General features: G+C 41.3%; 12 protein-coding genes and 1 riboswitch. Of the genes, 9 read left to right on the plus strand and 3 right to left on the minus strand.

Annotation, left to right across the window (positions count from 1 at the left end; genetic code table 11):
• The first annotated feature begins 3 nt into the window (after positions 1-3).
• Entirely contained in the window at positions 4-732 is a 729-nt protein-coding gene (locus tag CKV69_RS01655) for a tetratricopeptide repeat protein (RefSeq protein WP_005753732.1), read from the plus strand.
• Positions 733-763: 31 nt separating this feature from the next.
• On the opposite strand, the gene parC is transcribed toward CKV69_RS01655, so the two are convergent.
• Entirely contained in the window at positions 764-3016 is a 2253-nt protein-coding gene (parC, locus tag CKV69_RS01660) for a DNA topoisomerase IV subunit A (RefSeq protein ID WP_005756208.1), read from the minus strand.
• Between the two features lie 266 nt (positions 3017-3282).
• The gene (parE, locus tag CKV69_RS01665) at positions 3283-5181 is read right to left on the minus strand and encodes a DNA topoisomerase IV subunit B (protein ID WP_016504284.1); all 1899 of its coding nucleotides are present in this window, start codon (positions 5179-5181) and stop codon (positions 3283-3285) included.
• Between the two features lie 202 nt (positions 5182-5383).
• On the opposite strand from parE, the gene nspC reads away from it, so the two are divergent.
• From nspC to CKV69_RS01685, 4 genes are all read left to right on the plus strand, one after another.
• On the plus strand, positions 5384-6499 hold the full coding sequence (gene nspC / locus CKV69_RS01670) for a carboxynorspermidine decarboxylase (RefSeq protein ID WP_014325874.1): 1116 nt from the start codon (positions 5384-5386) through the stop codon (positions 6497-6499).
• Positions 6500-6698: 199 nt separating this feature from the next.
• Complete coding sequence (locus CKV69_RS01675) at positions 6699-7937, plus strand: saccharopine dehydrogenase family protein (RefSeq protein WP_005751285.1); 1239 nt, start codon at positions 6699-6701, stop codon at positions 7935-7937.
• A 155-nt stretch (positions 7938-8092) separates the two neighbouring features.
• The gene (locus CKV69_RS01680; protein WP_014325875.1) at positions 8093-9007 is read left to right on the plus strand and encodes a DUF7916 family protein; all 915 of its coding nucleotides are present in this window, start codon (positions 8093-8095) and stop codon (positions 9005-9007) included.
• Positions 9008-9038: 31 nt separating this feature from the next.
• On the plus strand, positions 9039-10520 hold the full coding sequence (locus tag CKV69_RS01685) for a class I SAM-dependent methyltransferase (protein ID WP_014325876.1): 1482 nt from the start codon (positions 9039-9041) through the stop codon (positions 10518-10520).
• A 59-nt stretch (positions 10521-10579) separates the two neighbouring features.
• Here the strand turns inward: CKV69_RS01685 and glnE are convergent, their stop codons facing one another.
• A complete protein-coding gene (glnE, locus tag CKV69_RS01690) occupies positions 10580-13540 on the minus strand; it encodes a bifunctional [glutamate--ammonia ligase]-adenylyl-L-tyrosine phosphorylase/[glutamate--ammonia-ligase] adenylyltransferase (RefSeq protein WP_016533013.1) in 2961 nt (986 codons plus the stop codon).
• 165 nt (positions 13541-13705) lie between these two features.
• Positions 13706-13798, plus strand: a riboswitch (TPP riboswitch).
• A gap of 37 nt (positions 13799-13835) precedes the next feature.
• Here glnE and thiB point away from each other — a divergent pair.
• The 4 genes from thiB to bioB are packed head-to-tail and all read left to right on the plus strand — an operon-like array spanning position 13836 to position 18178.
• On the plus strand, positions 13836-14840 hold the full coding sequence (gene thiB / locus CKV69_RS01695) for a thiamine ABC transporter substrate binding subunit (RefSeq protein WP_016504684.1): 1005 nt from the start codon (positions 13836-13838) through the stop codon (positions 14838-14840).
• A 12-nt stretch (positions 14841-14852) separates the two neighbouring features.
• Entirely contained in the window at positions 14853-16463 is a 1611-nt protein-coding gene (thiP, locus tag CKV69_RS01700; RefSeq protein ID WP_014325879.1) for a thiamine/thiamine pyrophosphate ABC transporter permease ThiP, read from the plus strand.
• A complete protein-coding gene (gene thiQ, locus CKV69_RS01705; protein WP_005721584.1) occupies positions 16456-17133 on the plus strand; it encodes a thiamine ABC transporter ATP-binding protein in 678 nt (225 codons plus the stop codon). Before thiP ends, thiQ begins: the two co-directional genes overlap by 8 nt.
• Before the next feature lie 34 nt (positions 17134-17167).
• Complete coding sequence (gene bioB / locus CKV69_RS01710; protein ID WP_005751292.1) at positions 17168-18178, plus strand: biotin synthase BioB; 1011 nt, start codon at positions 17168-17170, stop codon at positions 18176-18178.
• The last annotated feature ends 37 nt before the right edge of the window (positions 18179-18215 follow it).

The following is an 18215-nucleotide window of genomic DNA, read 5'->3' on the forward strand; positions in this document are numbered from 1 at the left end:
GGTATGAAGAAAACGATTCTGTTCATATTCAGTGTGTTTTTATCCGGTGTGGTGCACGCACAGTCTGCACCGGTTTCTCCTGAACTGTCAGCTGTCTTGCCACAGACAGCACCAACTGCAACGGGAGCAGAGCAGCACATTTCGGCACTGAATGCATCTGAACTGAGTGATGAAGCTCGTCGCGAATTAATTCGCGAGGCAGCCGATAAAAAAGAGTGGACACGGGCGTTTGAGCTGATTTTACCACTTGCTTTAAAAGGGGATTACCAGGCACAAGCTAATCTTGGTATTTTGTATGCACGTGGTCAAGGTGTTCCACAAGATTTCGAAAAAGCCTATTGGTGGTTTAGCGAAGCAGCCGAAAAGGGTAGCATTAAAGCCATCAATAATTTGGCCGTTTTTTACTTACAAGGTCATGGTGTCAAGCAAGATATTCGCCACAGCATTACGTTATTTGAAAAAACTGCCAATTCAGGATCATTGGATGCGATGCTGGTGCTAGGGCAAATCTATGAAAACGAATTAAATCAAATGACCCAAGCTTTCAAATGGTATAAAAAAGCGGCAGAAGCGGGTAATCACGATGCACAATTTCGTTTAGCGGTGATGTATGAGAATGGTGAAGGAACCAAGAAAAATAAAAAACAAGCTGTTTATTGGTATCAGAAGGTGTCTGTTCAGCAAAATGAATTAGCGGCATTAGCCCAAGAGCGTTTATCTCGCCTACAATAATTAAGAGGGATGTGACCATCCCTCTTTTTTTCTACTCACTGTCTGGTGTGAGCAATTCAATATCTGCATGACTGTGCAAACCACGTGGTAATTGCGTGCCTTTGCGTCCACGCTCTGCACTGAATTTCTGCCAATCTTCAGGCTTTAACGTGATCTTCCGTTTGCCAGCATGGAAAACGAGGCTGGTTTGTTCGTTAATTAAAAATAACCGAACTAATAGCTCCGTTCGTGCCTTCGCATGTGCGGCAGGAATCGTCACAATTTTATTGCCTTTCCCCTTCGCTAAAGAAGGCAAATCTTTCACTGGGAAAATCAACATTCTGCCTGCCGAGGTTAAGGCAACCAAACGGGCATTTTCATTATCTATTCGCAGAGGGGTTAAGACTTTGGCATTCTCAGGTAATGAAATCAGGGCTTTACCGGCTTTATTCCGCGCAATCAGATCATCAAATTGACAAATAAATCCATAGCCAGCATCAGATGCCATCAGGAGTGCTTGCTTGTCTTGTTCCATTAACACATGCTCAACACTAGCACCTGCAGGCAAGCTGAGTTTGCCTGTGAGCGGTTCGCCTTGTGAGCGAGCAGAAGGTAAACTTAACGGATCTAAAGCGTAACTTCGTCCTGTGCTGTCGATAAACACGGCGGCTTGATTACTCTTACCATAAGCATGGGATAAGTATTTGTCACCGGCTTTATAGCTGAGATTTTGCACATCGATATCATGCCCTTTGGCACAACGTACCCAACCCATTTCAGACAGAATAACAGTGACAGGCTCAGCAGGCGTCATGTCGCTTTCGGAGATTGCTTTGGCTTCTGCGCGTTGGACTAATGGTGACAAACGCGGACTCGCATAAGTTTGAGCGTCTTGCTGAATTTCTTTTTTGATTAGCGTATTTAAACGGCGTTCAGACCCTAAGATTAGCTGTAAACTGTCACGTTCTTCTTCTAAACGATCTTTTTCCGCTTGTAATTCATTTTCTTCTAATTTGGCTAAGTGGCGTAAGCGTAAATTCAAAATTGCTTCTGCTTGTGTTTCACTTAATCCGAAACGATCGATTAACGCGGCTTTAGGCTCATCTTCATGACGAATAACGTGGATTACTTCGTCAATATTCAGATAAGCAATCAGTAAACCTTGTAAAATATGCAGACGATCTAATACTTTATTGAGACGATATTGCAAACGACGCGTTACAGTAGTACGACGGAACTGTAGCCATTCCGTCAGAATTTGCACCAGATTTTTCACCGCAGGTTTATTATCTAAACCAATCATGTTCATGTTGACACGATAACTTTTTTCAAGATCGGTAGTAGCAAATAAGTGTGCCATTAAAGCATCCACATCCACACGGTTAGAACGGGGTATCAACACAATCCGAATTGGGTTTTCGTGATCCGCCTCATCGCGAATATCTTCAACCATCGGCAATTTTTTAGCACTCATTTGCTCGGCAATTTGTGCAATGACTTTTGATGGTGAGGCTTGATGTGGTAGAGCAGTAATAATGATTTCGCCGTCTTCTTTTTTCCACACTGCGCGCATTCTTACCGATCCACGACCTTGTTCATAGAGTTTACGAATATCCTCTTTCGATGAGATGATTTCCGCTTCTGTTGGGTAGTCTGGACCTTGTACCACAGTTAACAGATCATCCAAGCTCGCTTTTGGGTTATCAATTAGCATCACAGCGGCTTCAGCAAGCTCATTGATATTATGGGGTGGAATATCGGTCGCCATACCCACAGCAATACCGGTTGTACCATTCAATAAAATATGCGGCAGTCGAGATGGTAAATATTGGGGTTCTTCTAATGTGCCATCAAAATTCGGTTGATAGTCCACTGTCCCTTGCCCTAACTCAGATAATAAAATATCAGCAATTTTAGCGAGCCGCGATTCAGTATAACGCATCGCAGCAAAGGATTTCGGATCATCAGGTGCGCCCCAGTTACCTTGTCCATCCACTAATGGGTAACGATAAGAAAAGGGTTGTGCCATCAAGACCATGGCTTCATAACAAGCTGAATCACCATGTGGGTGAAATTTACCGAGCACATCACCGACAGTCCGCGCCGATTTTTTATATTTTGCCGCAGCATTTAAGCCAAGTTCAGACATGGCATAAATAATACGACGTTGTACCGGTTTTAAGCCGTCGCCAATAAAAGGCAATGCGCGATCCATAATGACGTACATGGAGTAGTTGAGATAGGCTTTTTCAGTAAACTCGCGTAATGGGGTTTGTTCAATGCCTTCGTAGTTGATTATATTCATAATGATGTTTTATTTTTACTTTTAAATCAGATTTTACTAATAGCGGAGAAACTTTTTAAAAAAAGCACCGCACTTTTATTGTTCTATATCTTTATCAAATCGCCTTGTAAGTTGCCTAAACGGAACGATAATTTTTAGGAAAATAACCTTGCGAAATAGCGCGGAGACAAGGTAGTTTCCGTTAAAAAATGTTCTTGATATCAGGAAGCCACTTAATCGGTGTGTGGCTACTTTATTTGCATAAGAAAAGCAAGTCGCCATCATCTTTATACGGCTAAATCCACCTGATCCCCTTTTGTTTGCAACCAATTTTTACGATCTTCTGCGCGCTTTTTGGCGAGGAGCATATCCATCAGTTCAAGGGTTGCGGCTTGTTCTTCTTGTTCAAGATCATAGGTCAATTGCACTAACCGGCGCGTATTGGGATCCATCGTAGTTTCGCGTAATTGTAGTGGGTTCATTTCACCTAACCCTTTAAAACGTTGTACGTTCGGTTTACCTTTTTTGCTTTTTAAGCGATCTAAAATGGCGTCTTTTTCGCTTTCATCAAGGGCGTAAAAGACGTCTTTACCTAAGTCAATACGGTAAAGCGGTGGCATTGCAACATAAACATGTCCCTTTTGTACCAATTTCGGGAAGTGGCGTAAAAATAAGGCACAGAGTAGGGTCGCAATATGTAGCCCATCGGAGTCGGCATCGGCAAGAATGCATACTTTACCATAGCGCAGTTGAGATAAGTCTTCGTTGTCAGGATCAATCCCAAGTGCCACTGCAATATCATGGATTTCACTTGAAGAGAGAACTTGCTCAGAAGAGACTTCCCAAGTATTGAGAATTTTCCCTCGTAACGGCAAAATCGCTTGGTATTCGCGATCACGTGCTTGTTTAGCAGAACCGCCAGCAGAATCCCCTTCCACTAAAAATAATTCGGTTTTGTCTAAATCTTGTTGGCTACAATCCGCTAATTTCCCGGGTAAGGCAGGACCACTCACTAATTTTTTACGTACGACTTTTTTGGCAGCGCGTAAACGACGTTGTGCAGAGCTAATTGCCATTTCAGCCAAAAGTTCGGCTTGTTGTACATGTTGATTCAACCATAAGCTGAAAGCATCTTTAACAACGCCAGCAACAAATACCGCACTTTGGCGCGAAGATAGGCGCTCTTTGGTTTGTCCAGCAAATTGCGGATCTTGCATTTTCAGCGAAAGGACATAGGCACAACGCTCCCAGATATCGTCGGCGCTGAGTTTAACGCCTCTTGGTAGTAGATTACGAAATTCACAGAACTCACGCATGGCGTCTAGTAAGCCTTGACGTAGTCCATTGACGTGGGTACCGCCTTGGATCGTTGGGATTAAGTTGACATAGCTTTCGCTCAATAGGTCACCACCTTCCGGAAGCCATAATAATGCCCAACTGACCGCTTCTGTATCGCCTTTAAAATCACCAATAAATGGCGTTTCCGGTAGGGTTTCAAGACCATTCACTGCTTCACTTAAATAGTCCGCGAGTCCATCTTCGTAACACCAACAGTCTTCGGTTTGATTGATTTTGTCAATGAACTTAATTTCTAAGCCGGAGCAGAGGACTGCTTTAGCACGCAATAAATGGCGTAAACGCGAAACCGAAAATTTATCGCTGTCAAAATACTTCGGATTGGGTTTGAAATGTACCGTTGTCCCTGTGTTACGTCTGCCACAAGTACCAATAACCTCTAATTCTTCGACTTTTCGACCGTTTTCAAAGGCGATTTTATAGACCTCACCATTGCGTTTTACTGTCACATCAACCCGTTCAGAAAGCGCATTGACCACGGAAATCCCTACACCATGCAAACCACCGGAGAATTCATAGTTTTTATTTGAGAATTTTCCACCGGCATGTAATTTGGTCAAAATCACTTCAACACCCGATAGCTTTTCTACGGGATGAATATCCACAGGCATGCCTCGCCCATTATCAATGACTTCTAAAGATTGATCTTTGTGTAGGACCACTTCAATTTTATTTGCATAGCCAGCTAATGCCTCATCAACACTGTTGTCAATGACTTCTTGACCTAAATGGTTGGGACGGGTGGTATCGGTATACATGCCGGGGCGAAGTTGCACTGGCTCCAAATCTTTTAGAACAGTAATTTCTTGTGCGGAATAATTGCTTGTCATCATGCGTTGTTCATTATTTTATTTTTTGTGTCAAAAGTTCCAACGAGTGTAGCAAAAAATGTGTATTTTTGCACTATACTCAAGGGGGCAATCATTCATTTTAGAATCGATTGAAAACGATTGCGCATTCTAATTCCTACGCTATAATACGGCGCTTTGACAAAGATTGAGATGACGTAACGAACGAAAGAGGTAACTGAAAATGACCACATTACAAACACCTTATTATCTGATTGATAAAAGCAAGTTATTACGCAACATGGAAAAAATTGCCTATTTACGTGAAAAATCGGGGGCAAAAGCATTGTTGGCGCTAAAATGTTTTGCAACTTGGGGGGTGTTTGATTTTATGCGTCAATACATGGATGGCACGACCTCTTCCTCACTTTATGAAGTTAAATTAGGTCGCGAGAAGTTTGGTGGCGAAACCCATGCGTATAGCGTGGCATATTCGCCTGAAGAAATTGGCGAAGTGGTGGCAAACGCAGATAAAATTATTTTTAACTCCATTAGTCAATTACAGCGTTTTTGTGATCACACCACGCATTTACCACGTGGTTTACGTGTAAATCCGCGAGTCAGTACATCGAGTTTTTTATTAGCTGATCCTGCGCGTCCACACAGTCGTTTAGGGGAGTGGGATGTCGCCAAAATCCGTGATGTGATGCCATTAATCAATGGGTTTATGTTTCATAATAACTGTGAAAATGAAGATTTTGGTAAGTTTTGTGAGATGTTAGATCGCATTGAACAGGAATTTGGTGAATTATTGCATCAGGTCGATTGGGTCAGTCTCGGCGGTGGTATTCACTTTACGGGTGAAAACTATCCTTTAGAGGCATTTGCAGAACGGTTAAAACAATTTTCTGCAAAATTTGGCGTGCAAGTGTATTTAGAACCCGGTGAAGCCTCGATTACTTTAAGTACAAGTTTAGAAGTCACTGTCTTAGATATTCTCAATAATGGTAAAGAATTGGCGATTGTGGATGCCGCAACAGAAGCACACATGTTAGATCTTTTAATTTATCGTTCTGAAGCTAAATTATTACCAGATGCGTTTCAAGGTAAAGGTGACTATCAATATATGGTTTGTGGTAAATCTTGCTTAGCGGGTGATATTTTTGGCGAATACCGCTTTGAGAAACCATTACAAATTGGTGATCGTATCTCATTTTGTGATGCGGCTGGTTATACTATGGTGAAGAAAAATTGGTTTAATGGCGTGAATATGCCTGCCATTGCGATTAAAGAGCTCGATGGGCGTATTCGCGTTGTGAAAACATTTGGCTATCAAGATTATGTTGAGAGTTTGTCTTAAGCAAGAAAAGTGCGGGACGTTTTATCAAAATATTGAAATGACATTAGGTTGTCATGCCGTTTTTTTGTCTTATTATGCCATATGATAGGGCAAACACCTTGCCTGATATTGACTTTTTAGGTTTTCAAAATGTATCAGGTTTTTATTAACGCCTATGCCGATCCTTTAGCAAGCTCGGCACCTGGGAGGAAAATGCTAAATGAAAAAAAATGTTTTGGTTATTGGTGCTGGTGGTGTATCACAAGTTGTGGTACATAAATGCGCACAACACAATGATGTGCTCGGTAAAATCTCAATTGCGTCACGTAAAATTGAGAAGTGTCGAGCGATTGCGGACTCGGTAGCAGAAAAGGGGAATTTTAAAGTACCCGCAACGATAGATTGTTTTGAAATCGATGTCTTTGATATTGAGGCCACAAAAGCGTTAATTCAAAAAACAGAATCACAAATCGTGATTAACGTCGGTCCATCATTTGTGAATATGTCAGTGTTACAAGCTTGTATCGAAACTGGAGCAGCCTATATTGATACGGCAATGCACGAAGATCCAAGTAAAGTGTGTGAAACGCCACCTTGGTATGCTAACTATGAATGGAAACGTCGTGAGTTATGTAAACAAAATAACATCACTGCCATTTTAAGTGCGGGCTTTGATCCAGGTGTTGTCAATGCGTATGCCGCTTATGCCGTCAATGATGAATTTGATAGCGTAGAAAGTATCGATATTATTGATATTAATGCAGGCAGTCATGGTCGCTACTTTGCCACCAACTTTGATCCAGAAGTGAATTTCCGTGAGTTTACCGGTACCGTATGGAGTTGGCAAAATAGCCAATGGGTGTCAAATAAGATGTTTGAAATCAAACGTACAGATGATTTACCTATTGTGGGCATGCAAAACTCTTATTTAACGGGACATGAAGAATTACATTCTTTATCCACCCACCTAAATGTACCGAATATTCGTTTCTGGATGGGATTTGGTGATCATTACATTAATGTGTTTAATGTCTTGAAAAACTTAGGTCTTTTATCTGTGCATCCGGTCAAAACTGCTGAGGGTGTTGAAGTCATTCCTATTAAAGTGGTCAAAGCGGTGTTACCTGATCCAGCATCACTCGCGCCAAATTACACCGGCAAAACCTGTATTGGTAACTTGGTAAAAGGTAAAAAAGACGGGAAAGACAAAGAAATCTTTATTTATAATGTGGCAGATCATAAAGAAGCCTATGAAGAAGTGGGGAGCCAAGGCATTTCTTATACCGCCGGTGTACCAGCGGTTGCTGCGGCATTGTTGATCGCGACAGGGGAATGGGATGTGGGTGAAATGCGTAATGTGGAACAGCTCGATCCAAAACCATTCTTGAATTTATTAAATAAAATCGGCTTACCAAACCGCATTAAAGATGAACATGGCGATCGTGAATTAGCCTTTTAATTCCTCGCGTCAGTAAACAGAGAAAGCACGAACTGAGTAATCAGACGCGTGCTTTTTTGTTTTCATAGAGAAAAGATAAACGGTGCTTTCTTTAATCAAATTGCCTTGTTACAATGAAAAAATCGTTTTGGTAAAAAAGCTTAGGAATCAAATTGATGAAGAGATTATTGGATTGTACGGCGTCTGATTTTCAGCACATGAATGGACAGCAATTAAAGCAAGCGATTCGTGCGAGCGAAGGACGCGTGATTTTGTCTGAAAATATGGTGGCGGTACAACCGCTTTATCCTAATGTAACCAATTCAGAGTTAGCCGCTGCATTTGGTGCTGACCTTATTCTGCTGAATTTATTTGATGTTTTTTCACCAAAAATACAGGGATTGGAATCAGATCCTGCACATACTGTTGTGCAATTAAAACGTTTAGTTGGGCGCCCAATTGGGATTAATTTAGAGCCAGTGGATGAGCATGCCGTGCAAATCGAAACCTTAGATACTCTCGCAAAAGGGCGTTTGGCGACGACAGAGGCATTACAGCAAGCGAAAAAATTAGGTTTTGATTTTGTTTGTTTAACCGGTAACCCTAAAACCGGTGTAACCAATACGGAAATCGTGCAAGCAATAAAACGAGCAAGAGCGGTATTGGGTGAGGACGGATTAATTATTGCAGGTAAAATGCATGGTGCGGGTGTGGCAAACGAAACGGGAAGTGGTTTGATTTCCGAACAGGATTTAGTCAGCTTTATTGAGGCGGGCGCGGATATTATCTTATTAGCCGCACCGGGTACGATTCCAGGTATGACCGTCGAAAGAGTGGAAAAGTATGTCCAGTTGATCCACGCGAAAGGGGCATTAGCGTTACTCGCTATTGGTACGAGCCAAGAAGGGGCAGATGAGGCAACGATCCGACAAATTGCACTCAACAGCAAAATGGCAGGTGCCGATTTGTATCATATTGGTGATGCCGGATTTTACGGCATTGCAGTGCCTGAAAACATTATGACGTATTCTATCGCCATTCGAGGGCGACGCCATACTTATGTGAGAATGGCATTATCCACCCATCGCTAACTTTTTTTAACTTTTAAAATGTGTAATAAAAATGGAAAAACTCGATTTACTTAAACAAAGCTATAATGAATTGCCCTACGTTTCAAAAGGCTTTTCACATACCTTACCAGAAAGACAACGTGCGGTGTTGTCTTTGCTAGGTTTTCATACGCCTCATATTGAACACGCCAAGGTGCTGGAAATCGGTTGTGGTTTTGGTGGGAACATTATTTCCAGTGCGTTAATTCATCCGAACGCGCATTTTGTTGGTGTGGATTTATCGGAAACACAAATCGAGGGAGGCAAAGCAATCGTTAATCAGCTTGGTTTAAAAAATGTGGAGTTACTTTGCCAAGATATTTCATTTTTCGAAAATTCCAGCATCAAGTTCGATTATATTGTGTGTCACGGTGTATTTAGTTGGGTACCTGAATCCGTTCGTCGCAAAATTCTAACGGTGATCAAATCCCATTTAAGTGAAAACGGGGCAGCAACGATTTCGTATAATACTTATCCCGGTTGGAAGTCTTTAGAAGCGCTAAAAGATATGATGACATTCCGTGTGGATTTGTTAGCTAAACAAAATATTCATTTATCGATGCGAGAAAAAGTGGCGTATGGTAAGGGAACGGCGGATTTTTTAAGTCAGTTTGCCTTAGGCGATAAGCGGATGAAAGACGTGGCTGATGGGATTAAAGATAAAGATGAACATTATATTTATCATGAATATTTTGAAGAATATAATCAGCCACTTTATTTATATGAATTCAATGAATTACTAGAAGAATATGGACTCGCACATATTTGTGATTCTAGCGTGAGTGCGACTTTCCCGATTTTTAAAGATGATCGTATTGAAACGTTATTAGATAACGAATGTGGTGATAATCATCTGCTGAAAGAACAATACTATGATTACATTCTGAATCGTCAATTTAGAACCAGTATTGTGACGCATCTTGAAAATCGTGAGAAATGCAATATTTCGCGTCATATTCAAATTAATGATTTAAAGAACATCTATATTCGCACCAATCTTAATGCGGAATCCTCTTCTAAAGTTGTCCAATCGTTGAAAGCGCATTATCCAAATGCCATGAAAGTCTCGGATTTTGTTGAGCGTTATTTTACGGATAATCGAAATGACGGTTATACCTCGGTCTTGCTGGAAATTTATAATGAGAATATTGATTTTTACGCAAGAAACATTGCCGTCACTAAACAAGATAAAATTAAGTTAAAAACCGTGTACCGTAAGTATTTAGACTATTATTTAAATACGGAAAAACCCGTGATCAGTTTGTCTAACTTCGTGGGGAATACGCTTGTTCTCAATTCTGGGGACATCCATGCTATTTTATCCTTTGATGGTCAACATTCTGATGAAGAATTAGCGGATTTACTGTTTGAAAAAGTTCAATCCGGTATTTTAAGAATGAATCATGCCCACACCGAGCAAGAGCAAAAAGCAACCTTACTCGCTTTTATTAAAGATACACGTGCCTTTGTTGAAGCAAATTTAATGAATGAATAGGGCGTTGTTATCTACGTGATTATATAATTTTAACAGAGAGCAATATTTGCTCTCTTTTTTTATTCTTCGTATTTATCGTTGTGCTCAAAAAGCCTGTGCCAAATAGTTTGAATGAATTGCCGTTCTGTCTGAAATTCCGTTTGTGGAACAATAGACGGTTCACCTAATAAATTCAAATGATGAATACGATTGCGCAAATCAACATAACATTGTTTCAACTGGTCACAAATTTCTTGTGAAATGACCGCACTTTCTGCCATGATCTCAAAAATACGCACGTTATCCGACCATCTTGTTAACGCAGGGTTTTGAGGGGCATGGGCTAAGACTAAATATTGTGCAATAAATTCAATATCGGTAATACCGCCACGATCCGTTTTAATATTAAAGGTATCGTTATAGGGATGGGCTAAATGGGCATACATTTTTTGTCGCATGGCGACAACATCTTGTTGTAACGTCGCTAGATCGCGTGGCGCTGAAAGCACTTCGGCACGGATCGCATTAAATTCCGTTTGTAATCTTGCTTCTCCATAAATAGCACGGCTGCGCACTAAGGCTTGTTTTTCCCAAGTCCAAGCGTCATGAAGTTGATACGCTTTAAATGCAGAAATAGAACTACAAAGAAGCCCGGATTCACCAGAAGGGCGTAACCGCATATCAACTTCATATAACACGCCTGCAAAAGTATTGATGCTGAAAATGCTGATAATTTTTTGTGCGAGGCGAAGATAAAACTGGTTACTCTCAATACTGCGTTTTCCCCCACAGGTTTGACTTTGTTCATTTGATTGATATAAGAAAACCAAATCTAAATCCGATTTATAACCTAATTCAATTCCCCCTAATTTTCCATAACCGATCACGAGAAATCCTTTTTCTCCTTCGGCTAAGTGAGTCGGTGTACCAAATCGAGTTGTGACTTGTTGCCAAGCAAGCTCCACAACCACATGGATAATAGCTTCAGCTAAGAAGGTGAGGTGATCACTGACTTTCATCACAGGGAGCGCACCTAAAATATCAGCGGCAGCAATACGTAATAGGGTTGCTTGTTTGAATTGACGTAATCCATCAATCATCTGTTCTTCATCATCGGGTGTTAAGCGTAACAAATATTGGTGTAATTCACTGGCATAGTGATCATAAGGGGGAGGATTTAATAAGGCATTACGATCTAATAATTCATCTAATAAAATCGGGTGTCTGGCGACTTGTTCGGCAATCATTTTCGATTGGGCACAGAGTTCAATTAATTGCGTTAACGCTTGTGGATTTTCGACTAACAATTCCAGATAGGTCGTACGGGTGAGAATTTTATCCACGATATTGAGCATACGTGGTAATAAATGGAGATAAGCCGTATGCGCAAAAATCTGCGGTAATAAGGTTGGCATCACTTGCGTGAGAGCGATACGACCACGTGTACCAATCGGGCGACGAGTGACTTCGTTGCGAAATTGCATTAACTTTTCGATGATCTCATGAAAATCACGCTCTTCAATATGATGTTCGATTAGCATTTGTTCAATTTCACTTTCCTCAATTTCGTTTTCAAGGAAATCATGCCACAGCGTTTCGGTTTCACTCAGTTCTTCTTTTTCTTCGCCAATTAAATGATCAAACACTGTCCGCACGTTTTGTTGATGTTGCTGTAAGACCTCACAAAAGCTCGCCCAATCATGAATTGGATAAGTGACGGTTTCCAACTTATTTTGTGTGTCCCATTGAGTAAAACGTTGCGTTGCGAGAACCAAGCGCTGCTGGTCTAATGTATTTTCGGGTAATTGTTGCGTTTGTTGATCATGTATGGCTTGTAAGATATTTTCAGTACGGCGTAAAAATAAATACGCTTGGCGCAAGTCTTCTTGTTGTTGTGCAGAAATCAGTTCAAGGGCACTAATTTCTGGTAGAACTTTTAATAAGGCAGGTTGTTGCAGAGTACTTTCTCGTCCGCCCCGAATCAGTTGGAAAACCTGTACAATAAATTCAATCTCACGGATACCACCCGCGCCAAGTTTAATGTTATCCACTAACCCTCTACGACGGACTTCTCGTTCAATTTTGTGCTTCATGTCACGTAAGGCTTGAATCACACTGAAATCAATATAGCGCCGATAAACAAACGGGCGCAAGAGTTGCTGTAAGGTGTTGACATGAGGATCTTGGGCATTGGCACCTAAAATCCGACCTTTGATCATCGCATAGCGTTCCCAATCACGTCCTTGCTCTTGATAATATAATTCCATGGCAGCAAAGCTTAAGGCAAGCGCGCCGTTCTCGCCAAAAGGACGTAAGCGCATGTCGGTACGATAGACAAATCCATCGCCCGTATATTGATCCAGCGCGTTGATCAAACGTTGTCCTAGGCGAGTAAAGAATTTTGCATTATCAATACTGCGACGTGCACCTACAGTTTCGCCGTTGCTTGCATAAGTAAAAATTAAATCAATATCTGAGGAAAAATTGAGCTCAAAACCGCCCAATTTCCCCATGCCTAAAATATAAAGTTGTAGTGGTGTGCCTTGTTCATCTACAGGCGTCCCCATTTCTGCACAGGCGCGCTGATAAAGCCAATCTCTTGCACCAATGATCACACTTTCGGCTAATTGTGATAAGCGAATAAAAATGTCTTCTACACTGCCTAAATTTAAACTTTGGCAGAAACTCAGTTTTGCCATTTCGCGATGACGGAATTGTCTTAACACTTTATACAGTTGTTCTTCGTTTTCTACTTGCGCTAATAGTGGGGTTAAGCGTTCTGCATACTGCTCACAATCTTGCAAGTGAGGACATTGTTGCCAACATTGGTGTAAAAAGTGCGGTTGTTTTTGCAATGTTTCTGCAAAAAAGTCGGACATGGCAATGGCATAGCGGAGTTGCCCAATGTTACTCGTTGGCTTTTCTTTATCCGTTGCAATGTGCTGAAAAATTTGATCTTGATATTGTTCAGGAAAGTGTGCAATCAATTGTTTTGCCAGTTGATTGAGAGTGACATCAACGTGCGCTAAAGGGAAAGACATAAGAGATCCTTATAACAAATCGAAACTGAACAAACTTTAGCATAAAACCTGTTTTTTCGGTGTAGGATTTTTAGTGTTTGTTATCCGTTTTGTGCTTTTATTTTGGAAATTCGAGCTTGCACAGAAATAAGATTGTGCTTTTTTTACAAAATATTATAGACTTAGGACTCTTAGTCGGGGTGCTATTGCGTTAGCTGAGATGATACCCGTGAACCTGATGCAGTTAATACTGACGTAGGAAACTAGCAGTCAATATTGCTGTGTACTTTTTTGCGTAATTACAAGAGAGGACACAATGTCTAGATTAAAAACTTCCTTTTTTTTCACCGCACTTTCCACACTGTCATTATCCGTCTTTGCTCAAACGCAAGCGGTCAATGTGTATACTTATGATTCCTTCACTTCTGAATGGGGGGCAGGTCCGAAAGTAAAAAAAGCATTTGAAACCCACTTCCCACAATGCCAAGTGAATTTTACTGCGTTTGGTGATTCTGGCACCATGTTTAATCGCTTACGTTTAGAAGGGAAAAAAACAAAAGCGGATGTGGTTGTAGGGTTAGATAACTACAACCTTGAGGAGGCAGAAAAAAGCGGCTTATTTGTTCAACATAAAGTCGATTTAACACCGCTGTCACTACCGGTTGAGTGGAAAAATCACACTTTTTTACCTTATGATTTTGGGCAGTTTGCCTTTATTTATGACAAAACCAAAGTGCAACAGCCACCAAAAAGCTTAAAAGAATTGGTAGAACGTGATGATTTAAAAGTCATTTATCAAGATCCACGTACCAGCAGTGTAGGACGTGGCTTACTCATTTGGATGAACCATGTTTATACCGAGAATGAAGTGGCACAAGCTTGGCAAAAATTAGCCAAACATACGGTGACTGTGGGGAAAGGTTGGTCTGATACTTATGGCGCGTTTTTGAAAGGCGAAGCCGATGTTGTCTTGAGCTATAACACCTCTCCGTTATATCACATGGTGTTTGAACAAAAAGATCAGTATCTCGCCACCGAATTCGAGGAAGGGGGCGTATTACAAATTGAAACGGCTGCACGTGTAGCACAACATGATAATGCCTGTGCGGATCATTTCCTTGCCTTTTTACTTCATCCAGAAGCACAAGGGCATTTAGTCAAGAATAATGTGATGTTACCGGTGATTAATACCAATATTGAACCGCACTTTGATGCCCTTAGAGCCACCCAAATGAACACGAAAGTGCTCGATACCTCAAAAGTGAATGCCGAACAAGTCAAAAAATGGATTGCTGTTTGGCAAACGACCCTAACCCAATAATTGTTTGTCTTGATGTTTAAGCGATTTCGTGCATTCACATACCGTCCCGCCAGTTATCTTGGCGGGATGTTGGTGATTGTTTTTCTGAGCGCTTTTTATGCGTTCGCCTTAGGGGCGGTTTTTTCGCTCCCTTTTGCGCGCAGTTGGACAGCGTTGTTGAGTGATCAGTATTTACAACACGTGATCATCTTTAGCTTTTGGCAAGCCTTTCTGTCGGCGGTACTTGCGGTCCTCTTTGGTGGCATTGTAGCACGAGCCTTTTTTTATCAACCGTTTGTGGGCAAGAAACTGATCCTCAAATTATTTTCACTGACTTTTGTGTTACCTGCCTTAGTGGCGATTTTTGGTTTATTAGGCGTGTATGGCGCTTCTGGCTGGTTAGCGATGTTAAGCCAGTTTTTCGCTTGGGATTGGACTCCTAATATTTACGGCTTAACAGGTATTTTACTGGCGCATCTTTTTTTTAATGTCCCATTAGCTTGTCGCCTGTTTTTACAAGGTTTGCAAGCAATTCCGGTGCAACAACGTCAGCTCGCGGCACAACTCAATTTACGTGGTTGGCATTTTATACGTCTGATTGAGTGGCCCTATTTACGCCAGCAATTGTTACCTGCATTTACTTTGATTTTCATGCTGTGTTTTACCAGTTTTGCGATTGTGCTCACTTTAGGTGGCGGACCGAAATATACCACGTTGGAAGTGGCTATCTATCAAGCGATTTTATTTGAGTTTGATGTACCGAAAGCCGGCTTATTTGCGTTATTACAATTTGTTTTTTGTTTTCTGTTATTCACGCTGAGTAGCTTTTTTTCTCCAGCCCCCGCCACGACATTACACAGTCAACCTACTTGGTTTGCGCCCCAATCGTATTGGGTTAAATTATGGCAACGTATGATCATTGTGTGTGCGACAGTATTTATCTTATTACCGCTACTCAATACGCTAGTTTCTGCTTTGCTTTCGTCTCAGTTTTTTACCTTGTGGTTACAACCTCAATTATGGAAAGCATTAGGTTACTCGCTCACCATCGCCCCCACTTCTGCATTGCTCGCTTTAGTACTGTCTTTTGCCTTATTATTGCTTGCCAGAGAATTACATTGGCGACATTATCGCAGCTTATCCCATGTGATTTTAAATATCGGTGCGACCATTTTAGCCATTCCAACGTTAGTGTTAGCTATTGGTTTATTCATTTTATTACGTGAGATCGATTTTTCTCCATACCATCTTTTTGGGGTTGTGGTATGCTGTAACGCGTTAGCTGCTATGCCTTTTGTGTTGCGTATTTTGGCTTTACCGATGCATAACAATATGATTTATTATGAAAAATTATGCCAATCACTTAACCTGCGTGGTTGGCAACGTTTTCGATTGATTGAATGGCACAAGCTTCGTGCGCCAATGAAATACGCCTTTGCACTGGCTTGTGCGTTATCATTAGGCGATTTCACCGCAATCGCGTTATTTGGTCAGGCTGACTTCACATCGTTACCGCATTTGTTGTATCAACAATTGGGGCATTATCGTAGTCAGGAAGCGGCAGTAACAGCGTTTATTTTATTGGTTTTTTGTTTGAGTGTTTTTATGATTATTGAACGACATCAGGAACCGCGTGATGATTAATTTAAACGGTGTTCAGTTTTCCTATAATACCTTTACTTTTGAGCTGGATTTGCAGATTCCTGCTCAACAAAAAGTTGCTATTATTGGCGCCAGTGGCGCAGGGAAGAGTACCTTATTAAATTTGATTGCGGGTTTTGCATTGCCACAGCAAGGGGAAATTTGGTTGAATGGTGAAAATCATAGCCAAACTCAACCTTATGAACGTCCGGTATCTATTTTGTTTCAAGAAAACAACTTGTTTACGCATTTGACTGTGGCAGAGAATATGGCATTAGGGCTGAAACCAAGCCTAAAACTGACCGCACTTGAACAACAACGCGTACAACAAGTGGCAAGTGCAGTGGGTTTGCAGGGTTTTCTTAATCAATTACCCACCCAGTTATCGGGTGGGCAAAAACAGCGTGTGGCGTTGGCGCGTTGTTTATTACGCGATAAGCCAATTTTGTTATTGGATGAACCTTTTTCTGCCTTAGATCCCGATTTACGGGCAGAAATGTTGCATTTATTGTTACAGTTGTGTGATGAAAAAAAATTAACACTCCTGATCGTGACACATCAAGTGAACGAATTACAGCAGAAAATGGATCGTATGATTCGTTTTGAACATGGTAGGATGAGTGAGTCCACCATTTTGAAGGATAATTTTAACGAAAAACAGACCGCACTTTAGGCGGCTTATTAATTAGATAAGGAAAGAGAAAAATATGACAACGGCAACGGCATTTGAGATTCGTACACTTACTCCTCACCCGACCTTAGAATATTGGTCTGTGTGTAAAATTGAAGCCCTGTTTGAGACCCCTTTTTTAGATTTGGTTTATCGGGCTGCGCAAGTGCACCGAGAAAACTTTAATCCTAAAGCCATTCAATTATCCACTTTAATGTCGATTAAAACGGGGGGATGTCCAGAGGATTGTGGCTACTGTCCGCAGTCAGCACGTTATCATACTGGAGTAGAAAAGCAGCAATTACTCGATGTGGAAGAAATTGTTGAAAAAGCCAAAATTGCCAAAGCACGTGGTGCAGGGCGCTTTTGTATGGGGGCTGCATGGCGTGGACCGAAACCGAAAGACATTGAAAAAGTTACCGCAATCATTAAAGCGGTGAAAGAACTGGGCTTAGAAACCTGTGGTACCTTTGGTTTATTGCAAGATGGGATGGCAGAAGATTTAAAAGAAGCGGGTTTGGATTATTATAACCATAATCTCGATACAGCCCCAGAACACTACGGTAATGTGATTGGTACCCGTCAATTTGATGATCGTATTAATACGTTAGGTAAAGTGCGTAAAGCTGGCTTAAAAGTGTGCTGTGGCGGGATTATTGGCATGAATGAAACCCGTAAAGAAAGAGCAGGATTAATTGCTAGCTTAGCTAATTTAGACCCGCAACCCGAATCGGTGCCGATTAATCAATTAGTGAAAGTGGAAGGTACCCCTTTAGCCGATGCGGCAGAATTAGACTGGACAGAATTTGTGCGCACTATTGCGGTGGCGCGTATTACCATGCCGAAAAGCTATGTACGTTTATCAGCAGGGCGTCAAGGCATGTCGGAAGAAATGCAAGCCATGTGCTTTATGGCTGGCGCGAATTCAATCTTCTATGGTGATAAATTACTCGTGACTGGTAACCCAGAAGAAGACGGCGATCAGCTCTTAATGGCGAAATTAGATTTAGAACCAGAAACAGAAGAGAATCGTTACCGTGCGGAATAAGTGCGGTAGCGCTTTTTGCTTTTTTTCGTGATGTAAT

The organism is Pasteurella multocida, assembly GCF_900187275.1.
Taxonomy (GTDB): domain Bacteria; phylum Pseudomonadota; class Gammaproteobacteria; order Enterobacterales; family Pasteurellaceae; genus Pasteurella; species Pasteurella multocida.